The following is a 17,584-nucleotide window of genomic DNA, read 5'->3' on the forward strand; positions in this document are numbered from 1 at the left end:
GCTCGCCTTGATCCGCCCCCGCCGATTGCCTAAACGACAGGTCGGGAAACGGGCACGGGACGGGACATGCGGCTTCGCGCCATATCTTTCGCCCTGATCGCGCTCGGCGGCGCGGCATTCGGCGCCTGGACGCTCGCCGGCGCCGCCACCGACTTCTTCGAGCGCAGGACCGAGACCGAGGCGGCGGCGGCCCTCGGCGCGGCCGGCCAGGGCTGGGCGCGGGTCGAGGCCGACGGCCTCACCGTGACGCTCGCCGGCCTCGCTCCCGACGAGGCCAGCCGGCTCCGCGCCGTGGAGATCCTGCGCCAGCTGGTCGATCCGCGCCGCCTCGCCGAGGCACTGACGGTGAAGGCCGCCGACCCGCTGGCCCCGCCGCCCTTCGCCATCGAGATCCTGCGCAACATGTCCGAGGTCTCGCTGATCGGGCTCGCGCCCGACGACGGCATCCGCGACCGCATCGACAAGGCGCTTTCCGCCACCGGCCCCGGGGCCACCGTGACCGACATGCTGGAAACCGCCGCCGAGCCGGCGCCCGCCGGCTGGGAGCCGAGCCTCGCCTTCGCGCTCGACCTGCTCGTGGACCTGCCGCGCGCCAGGATCTCCATCGCGCCCGGACGCGTCACGGTCCTGGCCGCCGTCGACAGCGACGCCGGCCGGACCGCGCTGGAGACGCGGCTGCGCGAGGCGGTGCCGGAGGGCGTGGCGCTCGAGACCGAGATCTCCGCCCCCCGGCCGGTCATCGCGCCCTTCGTCGTCGATTTCGCGCTCGACGGCACGGGCGCCCGGCTCGCCGCCTGCTCCGCCGAAACCCCCGAGGCCGCCGCGGCGATCGTCACCGCGGCGCGGGCGGCAGGGCTCGAGGGGCCGCAGGATTGCGCCATCGGCCTCGGCGCCCCCTCGCTCGACTGGCAGGAGGTCGCGACCCTCGGCATCGCGACCGTGGGCGCGCTCGGCGGCGGCCGCTTCGCGGTCCGGGACACAAGGGCCACCCTCACCGGCCCGGCATCGGCTGCCCCGGAGGATCTCAACGCCGCCGGCAAGACGCTCGCCGCCCGCCTGCCCGCCGGCTACGACCTCCGCACGGTGACGCCCCCGCGCATGGAGGCGCGGCCCGACGGCACGCCGGTCTATGCGCCGCGCTTCGAGGCCAGGCTCGGCGCGGACGGTTCGGTCGAGCTCGCCGGCGCGCTCCACGACACGCGCTCCGAGGCGGCGGTGGCGAGCTATGCCGCCGCGCTCTTCGGCCATGACCGGGTGCGCACCGTGACCGTGATCGACCCCGAGCTTCCGGACGGCTGGCCGGGGCGGGTGCTCGCCGGCATCGAGGCGCTCGCCGAGATCAAGGAGGGCTCGCTCCGGGTCACGCCCACCGCGCTCACGCTCACCGGGCGCGGCATCGAGGCCGATGCGGATGCGCGGGTCGAGGCGCTGCTCGCCGCCAAGGTCTCCGGCGAGACCCTCGTCGACGTCACCTACGACGTGGAGGCGGCCAGCCTCGCCGCCGCGGCCGCGCGCCCCGCGCCCGAACGCTGCGCCGAGGAGATCGCCGCCATCTTCGCGAGCGAGGCGATCGAATTCCGCGCCGGCTCCGCGGAGATCGAGCCGGCGAGCCAGGGCGTCGTCGCCGCCATCGCCGACGTGCTGCGCGAATGCCCCGGCGCCGAATTCGAGGTCGGCGGCCACAGCGACAGCAGCGGCGACGAGGCCGCGAACCAGCGGCTGAGCGAGGCGCGCGCCACCGCCGTCGTCGCGGCGCTCAGGGCGCAGGATCTGCCGCTGGTGATGCTGACCTCCAGGGGATACGGCGCGACCCATCCGCTCGCCGGGAACGAAACCCCCGCCGGCCGCACGCGCAACCGGCGCATCGAGATCCTGCTCGTCGACCCGACGAAGGCAGCCGAGGCGATGGTCGAGCCGGACGCCGCCGCGGCGGCGGGGAAGGCGCAGGCCTGCGCCGCGGAGATCGAGGCGATCCTCCAGAGCGGCGCGGTGGAATTCGGGCTCGGCTCGGCGGAGATCGAGCCGGAGAGCGCGGGCCTGCTCGCCGCCGTCGCCGAGACGATGCGGACCTGCCCGGGCGCGAGCTTCGAGATCGGGGGCCATACCGACAGCCGCGGCCGCGCCGAGGTGAACCAGCAATTGAGCGAGAAACGCGCCGAAGCCGTGCGCGAGGCCCTCGCCGGCGAGGATCTGCCCGAAATCACGCTGGTCTCCAAAGGCTACGGCGCGGAGCGCCCGATCGCCGACAACGACACGGCCGAGGGGCGGATGCGGAACCGGCGCATCGAGATCACGCTGCTCGACCCCGATCCCGCCGAGGCGGAAACCGCGGACGAGACGGCGCCCGAAGACGTCGCGGCGGCCGGCCCGGAGACGGAGGCAGAGGCAGAGGCGGCCAATGGACCGCAATGAACTGATGCTCGCCATCGCCGGCGCGCTCTTCGGGGCGCTGCTGCTCGGCTGGATCCTGCACTGGATGTTCGCCCGCATCAACCGCGCCGAGGGCCCGCGCAGCTTCCGGCGCGCCGCGGACATGGCCAGCCGCCTCCATGCGGCGGAGATCGCCCGCGGCCGCGCCGAGACCCGCCTCGCCGAAGTCGAGGGCGACCTGCGCCAGCGGCTCGCCGACACCGAGCGCGAACTCGAAACCGCCCTGCGGTCCCTCGACCGCGAACGCGCCCGGGCGGAGGAAATCCGCGCCGCCTACCGGGCCGCCTCGGGCGACGGACCGCCGGCCGCCTAGAAGGCCGGCCGGCCGGAGGGACCAGGTTCCAGGCCGTTGGCATTGGTTGCGATCCGGTAAACGCGAAACGGATTATCCCGTATCTTCAGCATGTTACGCTTATGTGCGCGCGCGCACAGAGCCCCATCCCCGCCTTCGCGGACCCCCGCCCAGGCCCCCTAGAGAGCAACCCAGGCCCCGTTCCGCGCCGATGACCGGACGCAGGCGTCCACGAAGGCGACGCCGGCCACGCCGTCCTCGATGCCGGGAAAGAGCACATCCTCCGGTACGGGCAATCCGGCCTGACGCGCCCGGATCGCCCGCGCCGCTTCGGCATAGAGGCCGGCGAAGCATTCGAGATAGCCCTCCGGGTGCCCCGCCGGCACGCGGGTCATGCGGGCCGCCTCCGGCCCGGCCCCGGCGCCGCCGCGGGTCAGCAGCCGCTTCGGCTCGCCGAGGGGCGTGTACCAGAGGTAATTGGGATCCTCCTGCGACCATTCCAGCCCCCCGGTCTCGCCATAGACCCGAAGCCTGAGGCTGTTCTCGTTGCCGGTCGCGACCTGGCTGCACCAGAGCATGCCGCGCACCCCGCCCTCGTAGCGCAGGAGCACGTTGCCGTTGTCGTCCACGCGCCGTCCCGGAACGAAGCTCTGCAGGTCGGCGGCGAGCGATTCGAGCCGCAGCCCGGTCACGAATCCGGCGATGTTGAAGGCATGGGTGCCGATGTCGCCGGTCGAGCCCCCGGCCCCGGTCCGCTCGGGATCGGTCCGCCATCCCGCCTGCTTCTGGCCGCTCGCCTCGATCGCCGTCGCCAGCCAGTCCTGGGCATATTCGACCTGCACCACGCGCAGCCCGCCCAGCGCGCCCCGCGCCACCATGGCGCGGGCCTGCCGGATCATCGGATAGGCGGTGTAATTATGGGTCAGCACGAAGACGGCCCCGGATTCCGCCGCCGCCTTCGCCAGCTTCCTGGCTTCCGGCAGGGTCGCGGTCAGGGGCTTGTCGCAGATGACATGGATGCCGCGCCGGAGGAACTCGCGCGCCACCGGCGCATGCAGATGATTGGGCGTGACGATGGCGACCGCCTCGATCCCGTCCTTCAGCCGCGCCTCGCGCCTCGCCATGGCGATGTAGTCGTCATAGCTCCGCGCCGGATCGAGCCCGAGCGCCCGCCCCGAAGCCCGGGCGCGTTCCGCCGTCGAGGACAGCGCCCCCGCCACCAGTTCGAAATTGTCGTCGATGCGCGAGGCGATGCGGTGCACCGCACCGATGAAGGCCTCGTTGCCGCCCCCGACCATGCCGAGGCGGATTCGCGGGGGTCTCTCGTCGCTCATCTTCTCTCTCCCTGCTGGATCAATCGGCCCGTTCCTCGAAAATCGCACGAAAACCACCTGCCGCCACCGCTCCTCCCGATGGGAAGAGCCTGCGCCAGCCTTCGGACGGGCGCCGACGGCTGTCGCCCAATCCGCAGAGCCGCTGGCGTATTTTCTGGCGGGACGATCCTTGGCACAAGGACCGAAAGCCTCTTCCGTCGGGCGTTCGGGACCGGGACTGATTTAGTAAAATCCATCGGCATTTTTCGTCGAAGGTAATTAATTATTATAATATTGACCATATAATAAACCAACATGCGATAATAATGATCGATTAGCGCAATGATGCGATGGCTTCCGCGAAGCAGAATTGCCCGAGGTACGTCGTGCTCAGAGTCACACCGCAGATCTCTTCGCTGTCGAGCGAGACCTTCACCCGCCGGATCGTGATGCCGATGGCCGGCATGATCGTCGTGGCCGTCGGGCTCGTGCTCGCCTTCGTGGTCGTCAGCGCCGACGGGCAGAACCGGCTCGAAGTGAGCTCCTCCACGAAACTCGCGGAGACCGCCCTCAACGTGAACCAGCGGCAGATGGGCCGGAACCTGCGCGACTACGCCGTCTGGGAGGACGTCTATCACAACCTCCACGTCAACGTCGATTTCGACTGGGCGGCGACCGACGGCAATGTGGGCGCAAATATCTACGAAGGGCTCGGCTACGAGATGGCCTTCGTCATCAACCCCGAAGGGGAGACGACCTATGCCGTGATCGACGGCATTCCCCAGAAGGCGAACGCGCTCGACTTCCTCCCCGAGGGCCTCGACGGGCTGATCGCAGCGGGCCGCGCCCAGGTCAAGCCCGTGGTCAGCCTGCTCGAAGCGGGATCGGACGTGCTCATGGTGGCCGTCAATTCCATTCTGCCGCCCTCGATCGACAAGGCGACCACCGATCCGGCCTCCCTTTCGATGCTGATCTTCGTCAAGCAGCTCGACGCGACGTTCCTGACGCGCATGGGCGCCGAATACCTGCTCGAGGGACTGCACATCGTCCGCGATCCCGCGCTCCTGCAGCCGGCTTCGGTTCCATTGAAGGATCCCGCGGGAACGATTCTCGCCTATCTGACCTGGACGCCGGCGACGCCCGGATACGAGCTGCTGAGCCTGCTCCTGCCGCCGCTCGGGATCGCGATCCTCATCCTCGCGGCCTTCGCCTGGCAGGTGGTCAACAATGCCCGGCGCTCCACCAGCGCGCTCGAGGATTCCGCCCGTGTCGTGGAATCCTATGCCCAGACGCTCCAGGAGAGCGAGGCGCGCTTCCGCGACGTCGCCGAGGCCTCCTCGGACTGGATCTGGGAATGCGATCCGGACCTGCGCCTGATCTATTTCTCCGCCCGCTTCTCCGAGGTCACCGGCATCTCGGCGGCCAGCGTGCTCGGCAAGCCGCTCGAGCAGTTCTTCTCCAGCGACAGCGAGACCGACGGCTGGGCGCAGCTTCTGGAAGGCACGCACGAGCATTCCACCTTCCGCGACCTGCGCTGCTTCTACCGCGACGTCTCGGGCAACAGCCGCATCTGCCGCCTGGCCGGCCGCCCGATCTTCGACGCCACGCGCGGCTTCATCGGCTACCGCGGCACCGCGACCGACATCACCGAGGAGGTCGAGGCCCAGGCCCGGGCCAACCATCTCGCCCTGCACGATGCGCTGACCGGCCTGCCGAACCGGGTGCTGTTCCGCGAACGCCTCGACGGCGCCTTCGAGGGCAAGCGGCGCGACACCCAGTGGATCTCGGTGCTCTGCCTCGATCTCGACCATTTCAAGGAGGTCAACGACACGCTCGGCCACGGCTTCGGCGACGCCCTTCTGGTGAAGGTCGCCGAACGGCTCCGGCTCTGCGTCCGCCCCGGCGACACCGTCGCGCGGCTCGGCGGCGACGAATTCGCGATCATCCAGGTCGGCGTCAACGGACCGGACGAGGCGGCCGCCCTCAGCCTGCGCATCGTCGACATCATCAAGGAACCCTTCGTCATCGAGGGCCAGGAGCTGCACATTGGCGTCAGCATCGGCGCGGCGGTCCCCGACGAGACGAACAACGATCCCGACAAGCTGCTCAAATGCGCCGATATCGCGCTCTACCGCGCCAAGCAGACCGGCCGCGGCACCGTGCGCTTCTTCGAGCCGCGCATGGACAACGAGCTGCAGGCGCGCAAGTCGCTCGAATACGAGATGCGGCACGCCCTCGGCCGGGAAGAATTCGTGCTCAACTACCAGCCGCTCATCGACCTCAGGACCCAGCGCGTCACCGCGGTCGAGGCCCTGCTGCGCTGGTATCACCCCGAGCACGGGCTGGTCTCGCCCGAGATCTTCATTCCGATCGCCGAGAAATGCGGCCTGATCACCCCGATCAGCGAGTGGGTGCTGCGCACGGCCTGCTCCCAGGTGCTAAAATGGCCCGACCTGCGCGTGGCGGTGAACCTCTCGCCGGTGCATTTCCGCAGCCGCGAGCTGATCGACACCATCAAGTCGATCCTGAAGGAGACCGGCCTCGCCCCCGAGCGGCTCGAGCTCGAGATCACCGAAAGCGTGCTCATCAAGGACACCGCCGCGGCGCTCGACATCCTCAATGCGCTCAAGGCGCTGGGCGTGAACATCGCGATGGACGATTTCGGAACCGGGTATTCGTCGCTGGGCTACCTGAACTCCTTCCCCTTCGACAAGCTCAAGATCGACCGCTCCTTCATCTCCAGCCTCGAGGACCAGGAGAAGTCGCGCGCCATCGTCCGCTCGGTGCTGTCGCTGGGCGAGAGCCTGCAGATGACCATCACCGCCGAGGGCGTGGAGAAGATCGAGCAGGTCGAGTTCCTGATGCGCGAGGGCTGCCAGCAGGTGCAGGGCTATTACTTCGGGCGACCCGTGCCGGCGCGCGAGCTGACGGCCTTTCTGAGGAAATGGAAGGGGTTCGGAATCGAGAACGCCGCAGCCTGACCTACGACATTCTCGATCTGGGATTCCGCAATGAATACGCCTGCCACTCTTTCAGCCGAGGAAGCGCAAGATTCCGCGCCCCTCCCCTACCTCGGTCGGCTACGCAGCCAGCCGCGTCCCGCGGTGCGGACGCGCTCCGAGCCGGTCCTGCTCGACACCTTCGCCAGCAGCGAGGCGGTGGTCGCGGATCTCCAGCCGGCTGAGCCGGTGTTCTGCTTCCTTCCGACCGAGCTGCGCGCGGCGGCGCGGCGCTTCGTGGCCTTCCCGGGCCGCGTGCTCTACGCGGTGAAATGCAATCCGCACCCCTTCGTGCTGGAGACGCTCTATCGTGAAGGCATCACCGATTTCGACGTCGCCTCGCTCGAGGAGATCAAGCTGATCGGCGGTCTCTTCGAGAAATCCGCCGGCCAGTTCTTCAACAACCCCGCCAAGACCCGGCCGGCGATACGGGTCGGCAGCGAGGAGCACGGCATCCGCTTCTATACCGCCGATTGCACCGAGGAGGTGGAGAAGATCCTCGACGAGGCCTGTCTCGACGACGACCTGATCGTCGCCGTGCGCCTCGCCACCGCAGCCAAGGACGCGCGCTACACGCTCACCACCAAGTTCGGCGCGCCGCCCGACGAGGCGGTCCGCATCGTGCAGATGATCAAGGCGCGCGGGATCAAGGCCGGCGTCTCGTTCCATGTCGGCTCGCAATGCCTCAACCCGAAGTCGTTCAGCACGGCGATCTCGCTGTCGGGCAAGGTGATGCGCAAGGCGGGCGTCCCGATCAGCGTGCTCAATGTCGGGGGCGGGTTTCCCGCACCCTATCCCGGCGACCGCCTCCCCGACATCAGCGCCTATTTCGCGAACGTCATGCAGGGGCGGCGGGACATCGACCTCCCCCCCGGCTGTATGCTGCTCTGCGAGCCGGGGCGGAGCCTGGTCGCCACCGCAGGCAGGGTGATCGTCCAGGTCGTCGTGCGCCGGGACCGGGCGGTCTTCCTCAACGACGGCGTCTTCGGCACGCTCCAGGAACTGGTCAGCCCGCTCGAACGCCGGCCGGTGCGGGTGATCCGTCCCTCGGGGCCGGTCTCGGACCGGCTGATGGAGTTCAAGGTCTTCGGGCCGACCTGCGATTCCAACGACGTGCTCGGCGCGCCCTTCCTGTTGCCTGCGGACACCCGCGAGGGTGACTGGATCGAGGTGGACATGATGGGCGCCTACAGCCTCTCGATGCGCACCCGATTCAACGGCTTTCACACCGACCGCATCGTCGCGGTCGCATCCTGACCCCTCCGCACAGCCGGGAGTCCGTCCATGCCTTCGTTCCGCTCCTTGGGTTCCGGATGCTCGGGCCGCCTCGTGCCGAGCCTCATCGGTGCGGTCGGGGTGGTGCTCTGGGCCGCGGAGACCACGCTCATCACCTTCACCACGGCGATCCCGCCGGTGCAGACGGTCGGCCTCGCCTTCGTCTTCGCCGCACTCATGTCGCCGATCGTCTGGTGGCTGACCGGCTCGGGGCCGCGCGAGGCCTTCCGCCTGCCGGCTTCCGTCTGGCTCATCGTCGTGGGCGCGCTCGTCGGCTACCATGCCTGCATCTATTACGCGACCCAGAAGGCTCCTCCCGCGGCGGCGGCGCTCCTGCAGGGCACGACGCCCCTGATGATCGTGCTGGGCTCGGCGCTCCTGCCCGGCGAGCGCCTGCGCTGGTGGCATGTCGCCGGCGCGACCTTCGGCCTCGGCGGCGTGCTCATGCTCATCGACGGCGGCGGCGAGGCACCGGGAAGCTGGCCGGACGCCACCTACTATCTCAGCCTGATCGGCATCGCGGCCGCACTCTGGGGGCTCTATGCGATCGTCTCGCGCAGCCGGCCCGACGTGCCGAGCTCGGCGCTCGGGGTCTTCTACGCCGCTTCCGCCGCGATCTGCCTCGCCGCGCATGGCGTGCTGGAAAGCTGGGTGACACCCACGCCCTCGGAATGGGCGGCGATCGCCGGGCTCGGCATCCTGCCCATGGGGCTCGCGATCTATTTCTGGGACTTCGGCATCAAGCGCGGCGACATCCAGGCGCTGGGCGCCTTCGCCTATGTGGAGCCCTTCATCGGCGCGATGCTCGTGGCGCTCTTCGCCCAGGGCTATCTCGATCTCTCGCTGCTCCTGCCCGGGACGCTCGTGATCGGCGGCGCGGCGCTCGCGAGCGCCAGCCTCTGGAACGGCGAGGCGCCCGATGCGGGCGACGCCGCGCTGGAGCCCTCGCTGGAATAGCCCCGAGGTCCCGGCGCATCCGCCCCCTGCTCCGCTCAGCGCCCGAAGGCGAATCGCGTGTGCTGGCGATAGATCTCGCCGGGAACCAGCAGCGCGGAAGGAAAGCCCGGGTGGTTCGGCGCATCGGGCCAGACCTGCGGCTCGAGCGCGATGCCCGCGAAGGCCCCCATGCGCCGGCCGTCGACGCCCGGCACCGGCACGTCGAGCAGGGCGCCGTCATAGACCTGCAGGCCGGGCTCGGTGCTGCGTAGCTCGAGGCCGACGCCCGAGGCCGGACTTGAGAGACGCGCGACCGGACGAAGCGCGCCGCGCGCCTCGGCGATGCAATAGTTGTGGTCGATGACCGGGCCGCCGCCGTCGCGCTGGCGGATCGGCCGCGGCGCCCGGAAATCGAACCTGGTGCCCGCGACCGGCAGCACGGCGCCGGTCGGGATCATCTCCGCATCCACCGGCGTGTAGCGCTCGGCCAGCACCTGCAACCGGTGGTCGAGCACATCGCCGCTGTCGTCGAGCACGAAATAGCTGTGATGGGCGAGGTTGCAGAGCGTCGGCCGGTCGGTCGTCGCCTCGTAGACGATATCGAGCACGCCCCCGGCGCGCAGGCCGAACGTGGCGACGATGGCGATGCGGCCGGGAAAGCCCATATGGCCGTCGGGCAGCACGATCTCGAAGCGCGCCGAGGCGGCATCCCGCCCGACCAGCCGCCAGAGCCGCTTGCCGCAGCCGTCGCTGCCGCCGTGCAGCGCGTGCCTGCCGAGATAGTTGCGGTCGAGCTGGCAGGCCCTGTCCCCGATCACGGCGCGGCCATCGGCGATGCGGTTGGCGCAGCGGCCGGCGGTGGCGCCGAAATGGCGCGAATGCGCGAGATAGGCGCCGATATCGGCCAGGCCCAGGACCAGCGCCGGCCCATGACCCTCCAGCCGCAGGTCCTGCAGCACCGCACCCCAGGTCAGGAAGGTCGCGCTCAGCCCGCCCCCGGTCAGCCGGACCGCCTCGACCTCGCTTCCATCGGGCAGGCGCCCGAAGGAGGTCACGCTCATCCGACCCGCGCCGCGCCGGGCGCCGGAGCGAGATCGGCGCAGAGGTCGATCGGCTTGCGCTGGCGGGCGCTCGCCTCGGCGGCCTCGCCCACCAGCACCGACCAATAGCCGTCGACCAGCCCGACCTCGGGCACGCCCCGCCCGCGGCGCACCAGGTCGAGGATGCGCTGGTGCTGGAAGAAGGTCGAGCCGTGATGGTCGCCGGCGCGCAGGATCTGCTCGTCCACATGCACGATCTCGCGCCGCTCCGCCCTTTCCATCCGGTCGGAGATGGCGATCTCGGCATGGCGCTCGCGCCGGTCGCGGGTGAAACGGGACGGGCCGGGCACGAAGGCATCGACGCGGGCCCTGTCGCCGGTCACCGAGATCACCTCCTGCCAGTAGCTGCCCTCGGCGAACATGCAGAGATCGAGCATGGCGCGCGTGCCGTTGGCGAAATCGATGGTCACGAAGGCGTTGTCGAGGATGTCGGGCTCGACATCGGCGTAGCGCTCCTCCTTGTGGTTCACGTCCGCGCCGGCGGAAGCATAGACCCGCACCGGATCGGCCCGCAGCACCACCCGCATCAGGTCGAAGAAATGGCAGCATTTCTCGACCAGCGTGCCGCCGGTGCGGGCATTGAAGCGGTTCCAGTCGCCGACCTTCTTCAGAAAGGGGAAGCGGTGCTCGCGCACGGACATCATCCGGGGCGCGCCGGCGGTCCCGGCATGGACCTCCTCGATGAGTCGCGCCACCGGCGGCATGTAGCGGTATTCCATCGCCACCCAGACCGGCGCCGCGCGCCCCTCGGCCAGCCGCATCAGCTCGCGGCATTCCGACGCGCGGATCGCGAGCGGCTTCTCGCAGATGATCGCGCGGGAGGTCGCCAGCACGTCCTTCATCATCACGAAATGCAGGTCGTTCGGCGCGGCGATGAGATAGGCGTCGCAGAGATCGGCCGCGAGCATCGCCCGATAATCCTCGAAAATGCGGATCGGACCGCCGGCCAGATCCGCGGCCAGCGCCCGCATGCCCGCGTCGGGATCGGCGAGGGCGGCGACCTCGGCCCCCTCCATAAGCGCGATGTTGCGGATATGCTCCTGCCCCATCATGCCGGCGCCGACGAGGCCGTAACGGATCGTGCTCATGCCTGTTCCACGAGATTGAGGACGGGAAGGTCGAAGCTCGCCGCGAGGCGCCCGAGCGCCGCGGCATGGTCGCCGTAGGCGAGCGCCATGTGATGCTCGAGCCCGCTGTCGATGACCCGGGGCAGCACCGCGCGCGCCGGCGCGTCGAACCGGAGCGTGCCGGAGGTGCCGGCGAACGCCATCGGACGGTCGAGCATCTCCCCAGTCGCGAGCACGAGCTTCGGCGCGCCGCGGGCCTGGCTGAGGCGCAGGAAGGTCACGCGCCCCGGCCTGAGCGGAAATTCGTAGAGCAGCGGCATGCGGCGGTTGGTATGGATCGTCGCGCGCGCCGGGGCACCGGCCATCGAGCGCGGCGCCTGGCCGCAGTGCCAGACCACGGCGCTGTCGTCCTCCGCATCGACATCGACCAGATCGACGAGGAAGACCGGCGCGGCGGCGATGCGCTGCAGCGCGAGCTGGCTCAGCGCGCCCCAGACATCGGCCTCGCAGGCGCAAGGCACGCGCGCCTCGCCCTGCATCGCCACCGGGCCGCAGACCGCGCCGCCGTATTCGGTGAAGGCCTCGGGCCAGCAGCGGATCGCGAAGGCGTCGAGATCCCGGCGCGCGCGGATCCGGTCGAGCGCGAGCTTGAGGCGCAGCGACCGGTCGAGCTCGGCCTGGTCGAGCGCGTCGAGCCCGGCGAGCCCGGCCGCAATGCCGGCGCGCAGCGCCGCAACCGGCGCGGGATCGGCGGCGCGGGCGGTCTCGAAGAGCTCGGCGAGCTCCAGTTCCTCGACTTCGGCGCCGAAGCGGCGCGCGACCTCCGCGGCATCGTAGCGGCAGGTGTCGAAGCCATCCGGCGCGGCGCCGATGCGGGCGATGCGCAACCCGTCGAGGATCGGCTCCGGCAGCGGTTCGGCCGCGGCGGAGACGCCCTCGATCGGGGCGACCGCGCGCGCGCCGGCGAGCAGCGCCGCCAGATCGGCCTCGATCCGCGGCGCCTCGGGATCGGCGTAGAGCCAGCCGAAGGCGCGCCGCCGCAGCCCGAGCGCATGGCTCGCGAGATTGAGCCCGCAGAAGGCGTTGAGCCGCAGCCGCCCCCCGGCCCGCGGCTCGCGCGGCGCCCAGATCGCCAGCGGCGCCTCGACCGCCCTGGCGACCTCGGCGACGAAACCCGCATCGGTGAAGGTGACCTGCGCGACGAGCACGAGATCCTGCGCCTCGGCGCGCAGCGCATCGAGCGCGGCGCGATTGGCGGCGGCGTCCATCAGGAGGTCGCGCGACCCGAGGATTTCGTGCCCGGTGGCATCGAGCCGGGCAAGCATGCCCGCGAGCTTTTCTTCGGCGAGACCGAGGTCGAAGGTCGGCCGCGCCAGGGCCAGAAGGCCGATCCTCATGTCACATTTCCCCGTACCCGTGACGAAAGCTCGCATCGGCCGGCACGAAGGCGCGCCCGTCGCCGCCGAAAACCGGATGGGCGTGCCAGGGTGCGGCCTCGGCATCGGTCAGCGCGTTGAGATCGGCCATGTAGGCGCTGGCCTCGCCGGCGAGATCGGCGCGCATGCGCTCCCAATCGGGGAAATGACCGAAGGCATCGAGCCAGATGGCACGGCCGGCGAGATAGCCCGAGGCCCCGGCGCGATAGGCATGGGTCAGGATGTTGCGGAACGCCGCCTTGCCCGCGCCGGCCGAGAGCATCACCCAGGGCCGTCCGGCGAGGCGGCCCATCTCGTCGAAGGTGGCCTGCACCGCCTGCCAGCCCTCGCCGTCGACGCCGGGCACCGCATTCGCCGCCACCGGGCTTTCCAGCTTGAAGACGTCGACGCCGTAGTCGGGCTTGGCGAATTCCTCGACCGAGGCCAGGACGTCGTCGGCCTTCTTGCCGGCCATCTCCACATAGTCCTTCGTCTGATGCGCATCGCTCGCCAGCGGGAAGACGAGCAGCTCGAAGAGGAAGGGGATGTCGTAGCGGGCGCAGGCCGCGCCGATGCGCTTCACGAAATCCTGCTGATGGGCGTTGATCGCGGCATCGGCATCGGGCCGGTACCAGGCCAGCACCTTCACCGCATCGCCGCCCATGCGCTTGATCTTGTTCACCGACCAGTCGTCGATCTCCGACGAGCGCCGTCCCGCGCCGTCATCCTCGAAGATCGAATCCTCGAGCGTCACGATCAGGCCCTTCGCCGGGGAGAGATCGGCGAGTCCCACCGGGACCGCGAAATGCGGGTCGAGCAGCATGGCGCTCGACTGGTCCTGCAAGGTCTGGACCAGGAGCGCCTTGAAGCGGGCAACATCGGCGAAGGGCGCCTCGGCGGTGCCGTAATGCTTCGCGATCGGACCCTTGATCGGCGGGCGCTGGTCGACGGCGGTCATCTTGAACCGCCCGTTCGCATCGGCCATGCGCCGCATGCCCCAGAGTTTTCCCGCGCTCAATGCCATCATGCGTGCTCCTTCAAGAATCGGTCGAGTTGGTCGCGGTCGGGCAGCGCGCTGCGGCCGCCGAACGCGGAGGATTTCAGGGCGGCGACGGCGTTCGCGCGACGCACCGCGGCGAGCGGCGCGAACCCTTCGGCGAGAAAGAGCGCGAAGGCGCCGTGCCAGACATCGCCGGCGCCGAGCGTGTCGACGGCCGTGACCGCGAAGACCGGCACCTCGAAGAGCGCCGCGCCGTCATGCACCAAGACCGGCGCCGGCCCGCGGGTGACGCAGACCCAGATGCCGAGGTCGCGGGCAGCGCGTTCGAGCGCCGCCGCCGGGTCGCCCTCCCCCGCCCAATCGGCGAGGCCGAGCTCGGAGAAGGCGACATGGCTCGCGGCGCGCAGCGCGCCCGAGGCTTCGCGCACCGGGTTCTCCGCATCGAGCACCGCCGGACGGCCGGCGGCCCGGGCCGCGGCCAGCACCGCCGCGCCCCCTTCCGGCCAGCGCGTATCGGCGAGCGCGGCATCGAACGAGAAGGGCGCGGGCAGGACTGGCGCCGCAGCAAAGAGCCGCGGATCGCGGTGGTTGGCGATGGTGCGCTCGCCACCGGGGCCGACGAGCACCGCCGAGCGCGCGGTCGGCACGCCCGCGACGCGGGCCACGAGGCCGGTCGCCACGCCCTCGGCCGCCATCTCGGCGCAGACGAGATCGCCGAGCGCATCCGCGCCGACGCTGCCCGCGAGATGCGCCGCGCCACCGAGCCGCGCCACCGCCGCCGCCGCGTTCAGCGCGCATCCGCCCGCGGTCAGCGCCGAATCGGTCGCGCGGTATTTCACAGGCGCGTCGACCGGCACGGGCAGGCGGAACACGAGATCCGCGGTGACCACGCCGGTGCAGACGACACTCGCCATTCGAACCCCCGGGAGCTTCATCCGCTTTCCGCCGTCCACGACGCCTTGGACGCGGAGGGCAATCAGTCGTTGATTTTCTGTTCGCGGCGATGTTACTATAACTTATATAAGAAGCAAGATCCAATCGGTACGACCGATGCGAAGGAGGGGGAAGCTTGGCGAAGAGCATGGTCGGCACCTTTGCGGCCGGGGTCCTGGACAGGGTGCGGCGGCAGGTCGCCATCACCCTCCCGCCCGGTCCGGCTCCCCGCCAGGCCGCCGGGCCGCGCCCGGACGGCGATGTCGGGCGGGCGATGGCGTGAATTTGGCAGGGGATCGGAGGAGCTTGCAATGACGCGCGCAATGGCAAGGCTGATCCAGGCCCTGCGCAACCTCAACCGGGCGATCGAATCGGTGCTGAACCCGGTCGCGATGGTGCTGATGGTGCTGATGCTGTTCTCGGTGGTCTGGGGGGTGTTCACCCGGCTCGCCGGCATCTCGGCCCCCTGGACCGACAAGATGATGCTGATCCTGCTGCCGACGCTGGCCTTCGTGGTCGCGCCGATCGCCTATCGCCGCTCGGCCAATGTGGCGCTCGACCTCCTGCGCGACACGCTGCCGCCACGGGCGCGCAACATCCACGGGCTGGTGATGCATCTCGCCATCCTGGTGATGCTGCTCATCGGCCTCGACCTGACGCTGCGCAAGGTCGGCATCGACCCCGCGCCGCTCAGCGCCCTGATCAAGGGGCTGACCGGCCTTGATCTTTCCGTGGTCCGGCCCTTCGCGCCCCCGATCCGGATCCCGGTGCTCAACATCGAGTGGCGCTATGTCTACCAGGTCATGCCTGTCTGCATCGCACTGATGATCCTCGGAAATTTCGAGCTGATCCTGCGGCACGTGCTCGCGATCTTCGACCCCGACCTCTCGCTCGCCCGTCCGGTGCGCAGCCTGGAGGAATCCGAATCCAAGCTGTGGGACTGAGCCCATGAAGATCGCGTTCCTCTGGCTGTTCCTGGCCTCGCTCGCCCTCTCGATCCCGGTGATCTTCGGGTTGCTCGGCACCACGGGCCTCGTCATCACCCACAATCTCGGGGCCGAGTTCGACACCCGCGACCTGAACTCGCTGATCTCGCAGCTGTTCTCGGGGATGTCCTCCGTTCCGCTGATGGCGCTGCCCATGTTCATCCTCGCGGGCGAGCTGATGAACACCGGCGGCATCACCGGGCGGCTGGTGCATTTCTCCCAGACGCTGATCGGCCACCTGCGCGGCGGGCTCGCCCATGTCAACATCCTGAGCTCGGTGCTCTTCGCCGGCCTCTCCGGCTCGGCGGTCGCCGACACCTCGGCGCTCGGCTCGATGCTGATCCCGGCGATGGAAAAGCAGGGCTACACCCGCCGCTTCGCGGCCGCGGTGACCGCGGCGAGCTCGGTGATCGGGCCGATCATCCCGCCCTCGGGCATCATGATCATCTATGCCTTCATCATGGGAGTCTCGCCGGCGGCGCTCTTCGCCGGCGGGATCGTGCCCGGCCTGATGATCGGCGGCGGGCTGATGCTGATGGTGGCCTTCCTCGCCCGGCGCTACGACTTCCCGGTCGCGAGCAAGCGCGCGACCCTCTGCGAGGTCTACCAGGCCGGCAAGGTCACCTTCTGGCCGCTCCTGACGCCGGTCATCCTGCTCGGCGGCATCCTGACCGGCTTCTTCACCCCGACCGAGGCCGCCGGGATCGCCGCCTTCTACGCGCTCATCGTCGCCCTCTTCATCCTGCGGGCGCTGAAGTTCGGCGAGTTGCCGCGCATCTTCCTGCGCTCCGCGATCGCCTCGGGCATCATCCTCTTGCTGATCGGCGCCTCGAAATCCTTCAGCTGGGCCGCCGACCAGGTCGGCGCGGCGCAGATGCTGGCCGATTTCGTGCTCGGGCTGACCGAGAACCCGATCCTGCTCCTGATCCTGCTGAACGTGATGCTCTTCGTGGTCGGCATGTTCCTCGATGCCGGCCCGGCGATCCTGATCCTCGGGCCGATCCTGAGCAAGGTCTATGTCGGCGAGCTCGGCGTCGATCCAATCCATTTCGCGATCGTGATGTGCGTCAACGTCACCGTCGGCCTCGCCACGCCACCGATGGGGCTGGTACTCTTCGTCGCCGCCGCCGTCTCCAAGGAGAAAGTGGAAACCATCGCCAAGGCGATGCTACCCTTTCTCGCCGTGGAGATCGCCGTGATCTTCCTGATCACGATGTTCGAGGATCTCGTGCTCTTCGTGCCCCGCCTGCTGGGGCTCGCCTGACCCAATCCGCTTTACCCTAGGGAGGACTGACCATGCCTGCATTCTGGAAGACCCTGGCGGCGAGCGCGGCCCTCGGCGCCGCCTTCGCCGCGCCGGCCGCCCATGCCCAGGATTCCACCACCCTGAAGATCGCCTTCCTTGGCTCCGAGGACGACGAGGATTACGACGGCTCGCTCGTCTTCAAGAGCTTCGTCGAATCCGCCTCGAACGGCAGCCTGGCGGTGGAGATCTATCCCAACGGCCGCTTCTGCTCGACCGAGGAGGAATGCTCCGAGGCGCTGCTCGACGGCCGGCTCGACATCTTCATCACCACCAACGGCGGCCTCGCCGGCTGGTATCCGCCGGCGCAGTTCCTCGACCTGCCCTATCTCTTCCCGAACGACGCCGTGGCGGAATGCGTCTTCGACGGGCCGCTCACCGACAAGCTGCGCGCCGCCGTGCTCCAGGATGTCGGCGCGGTGCGGCTGATGGCGATCTCCAATACCGGCGGCTGGCGGAACATCGCCACCACGGGCAAGGCGGTCCATGGCCCGGCCGATGTCGCCGGCCTCAAGCTGCGCACCATCCCCGCCGA

The 17,584-nt window shown here is 69.8% G+C and carries 14 protein-coding genes; 8 read left to right on the forward strand and 6 right to left on the reverse strand.

The genetic code is table 11. The annotated features are described in order from the left end of the window. The first annotated feature begins 66 nt into the window (after positions 1-66). Both V7050_RS08550 and V7050_RS08555 read left to right on the forward strand, forming a co-directional pair. Complete coding sequence (locus tag V7050_RS08550) at positions 67-2,412, forward strand: OmpA family protein (RefSeq protein WP_324370572.1); 2,346 nt, start codon at positions 67-69, stop codon at positions 2,410-2,412. Then, positions 2,399-2,743: a hypothetical protein gene (locus V7050_RS08555; protein ID WP_324375138.1), complete on the forward strand. Its 345-nt coding sequence runs from the start codon at positions 2,399-2,401 to the stop codon at positions 2,741-2,743. Before V7050_RS08550 ends, V7050_RS08555 begins: the two co-directional genes overlap by 14 nt. 158 nt (positions 2,744-2,901) lie before the next feature. On the opposite strand, the gene V7050_RS08560 is transcribed toward V7050_RS08555, so the two are convergent. Beyond that, positions 2,902-4,056, reverse strand: coding sequence for a Gfo/Idh/MocA family protein (locus V7050_RS08560; RefSeq protein ID WP_324375140.1), 1,155 nt, complete (start codon positions 4,054-4,056; stop codon positions 2,902-2,904). Between the two features lie 365 nt (positions 4,057-4,421). Here V7050_RS08560 and V7050_RS08565 point away from each other — a divergent pair, with 365 nt between their 5' ends. The 3 genes from V7050_RS08565 to V7050_RS08575 all read left to right on the forward strand — a co-directional run bounded on the left by V7050_RS08565 (position 4,422) and on the right by V7050_RS08575 (position 9,266). Continuing rightward, positions 4,422-7,016 carry a bifunctional diguanylate cyclase/phosphodiesterase gene (locus V7050_RS08565; RefSeq protein WP_324375143.1) on the forward strand — a complete coding sequence of 865 codons (2,595 nt, stop codon included), beginning with the start codon at positions 4,422-4,424 and terminating at the stop codon, positions 7,014-7,016. Positions 7,017-7,139: 123 nt separating this feature from the next. Then, positions 7,140-8,291, forward strand: a complete 1,152-nt coding sequence (locus tag V7050_RS08570; protein ID WP_324369738.1) for a type III PLP-dependent enzyme — start codon at positions 7,140-7,142, stop codon at positions 8,289-8,291. A gap of 27 nt (positions 8,292-8,318) precedes the next feature. Then, positions 8,319-9,266, forward strand: coding sequence for a DMT family transporter (locus V7050_RS08575; protein WP_324369740.1), 948 nt, complete (start codon positions 8,319-8,321; stop codon positions 9,264-9,266). A gap of 35 nt (positions 9,267-9,301) precedes the next feature. On the opposite strand, the gene V7050_RS08580 is transcribed toward V7050_RS08575, so the two are convergent. Genes V7050_RS08580 through V7050_RS08600 form a run of 5 tightly spaced genes read right to left on the reverse strand, consistent with a single transcriptional unit; the run spans position 9,302 to position 14,741 of the window. After that, on the reverse strand, positions 9,302-10,306 hold the full coding sequence (locus tag V7050_RS08580) for an aldose epimerase family protein (protein ID WP_324375145.1): 1,005 nt from the start codon (positions 10,304-10,306) through the stop codon (positions 9,302-9,304). Next, complete coding sequence (locus tag V7050_RS08585) at positions 10,303-11,433, reverse strand: Gfo/Idh/MocA family protein (RefSeq protein ID WP_324369266.1); 1,131 nt, start codon at positions 11,431-11,433, stop codon at positions 10,303-10,305. The genes V7050_RS08580 and V7050_RS08585 overlap by 4 nt, the downstream gene beginning before the upstream one ends. Further along, positions 11,430-12,809 (reverse strand): hypothetical protein, encoded by a 1,380-nt coding sequence (locus tag V7050_RS08590; RefSeq protein ID WP_324369268.1) that lies wholly within the window; start codon positions 12,807-12,809, stop codon positions 11,430-11,432. The genes V7050_RS08585 and V7050_RS08590 overlap by 4 nt, the downstream gene beginning before the upstream one ends. A 1-nt stretch (position 12,810) precedes the next feature. Beyond that, on the reverse strand, positions 12,811-13,854 hold the full coding sequence (locus V7050_RS08595) for a tagatose 1,6-diphosphate aldolase (RefSeq protein WP_324369270.1): 1,044 nt from the start codon (positions 13,852-13,854) through the stop codon (positions 12,811-12,813). Then, complete coding sequence (locus V7050_RS08600) at positions 13,851-14,741, reverse strand: PfkB family carbohydrate kinase (protein ID WP_324369272.1); 891 nt, start codon at positions 14,739-14,741, stop codon at positions 13,851-13,853. Before V7050_RS08600 ends, V7050_RS08595 begins: the two co-directional genes overlap by 4 nt. Positions 14,742-15,071: 330 nt before the next feature. Here V7050_RS08600 and V7050_RS08605 point away from each other — a divergent pair, with 330 nt between their 5' ends. From V7050_RS08605 to dctP, 3 genes are all read left to right on the forward strand, one after another. Next, positions 15,072-15,704 carry a TRAP transporter small permease gene (locus V7050_RS08605; RefSeq protein ID WP_324369274.1) on the forward strand — a complete coding sequence of 211 codons (633 nt, stop codon included), beginning with the start codon at positions 15,072-15,074 and terminating at the stop codon, positions 15,702-15,704. 4 nt (positions 15,705-15,708) lie between these two features. Next, complete coding sequence (locus V7050_RS08610; RefSeq protein WP_324369275.1) at positions 15,709-17,010, forward strand: TRAP transporter large permease; 1,302 nt, start codon at positions 15,709-15,711, stop codon at positions 17,008-17,010. 32 nt (positions 17,011-17,042) lie between these two features. Then, positions 17,043-17,584: TRAP transporter substrate-binding protein DctP (gene dctP, locus V7050_RS08615; RefSeq protein WP_324410460.1), on the forward strand; the 542-nt coding region annotated here is incomplete at its 3' end.

It is taken from the genome of Amaricoccus sp. (genome assembly GCF_036846665.1).
In the GTDB taxonomy this organism is placed as follows: Bacteria; Pseudomonadota; Alphaproteobacteria; order Rhodobacterales; family Rhodobacteraceae; genus Amaricoccus.

Bases quoted from the DNA above. Each gene is read 5' to 3' on its own strand.
- V7050_RS08550 (WP_324370572.1), top strand. From the start codon at position 67: ATGCGGCTTCGCGCCATATCTTTCGCCCTGATCGCGCTCGGCGGCGCG.
- V7050_RS08555 (WP_324375138.1), top strand. From the start codon at position 2,399: ATGGACCGCAATGAACTGATGCTCGCCATCGCCGGCGCGCTCTTCGGG.
- V7050_RS08560 (WP_324375140.1), bottom strand. From the start codon at position 4,056: ATGAGCGACGAGAGACCCCCGCGAATCCGCCTCGGCATGGTCGGGGGC.
- V7050_RS08575 (WP_324369740.1), top strand. From the start codon at position 8,319: ATGCCTTCGTTCCGCTCCTTGGGTTCCGGATGCTCGGGCCGCCTCGTG.
- V7050_RS08580 (WP_324375145.1), bottom strand. From the start codon at position 10,306: ATGAGCGTGACCTCCTTCGGGCGCCTGCCCGATGGAAGCGAGGTCGAG.
- V7050_RS08585 (WP_324369266.1), bottom strand. From the start codon at position 11,433: ATGAGCACGATCCGTTACGGCCTCGTCGGCGCCGGCATGATGGGGCAG.
- V7050_RS08590 (WP_324369268.1), bottom strand. From the start codon at position 12,809: ATGAGGATCGGCCTTCTGGCCCTGGCGCGGCCGACCTTCGACCTCGGT.
- V7050_RS08595 (WP_324369270.1), bottom strand. From the start codon at position 13,854: ATGATGGCATTGAGCGCGGGAAAACTCTGGGGCATGCGGCGCATGGCC.
- V7050_RS08600 (WP_324369272.1), bottom strand. From the start codon at position 14,741: ATGGCGAGTGTCGTCTGCACCGGCGTGGTCACCGCGGATCTCGTGTTC.
- V7050_RS08605 (WP_324369274.1), top strand. From the start codon at position 15,072: ATGACGCGCGCAATGGCAAGGCTGATCCAGGCCCTGCGCAACCTCAAC.
- V7050_RS08610 (WP_324369275.1), top strand. From the start codon at position 15,709: ATGAAGATCGCGTTCCTCTGGCTGTTCCTGGCCTCGCTCGCCCTCTCG.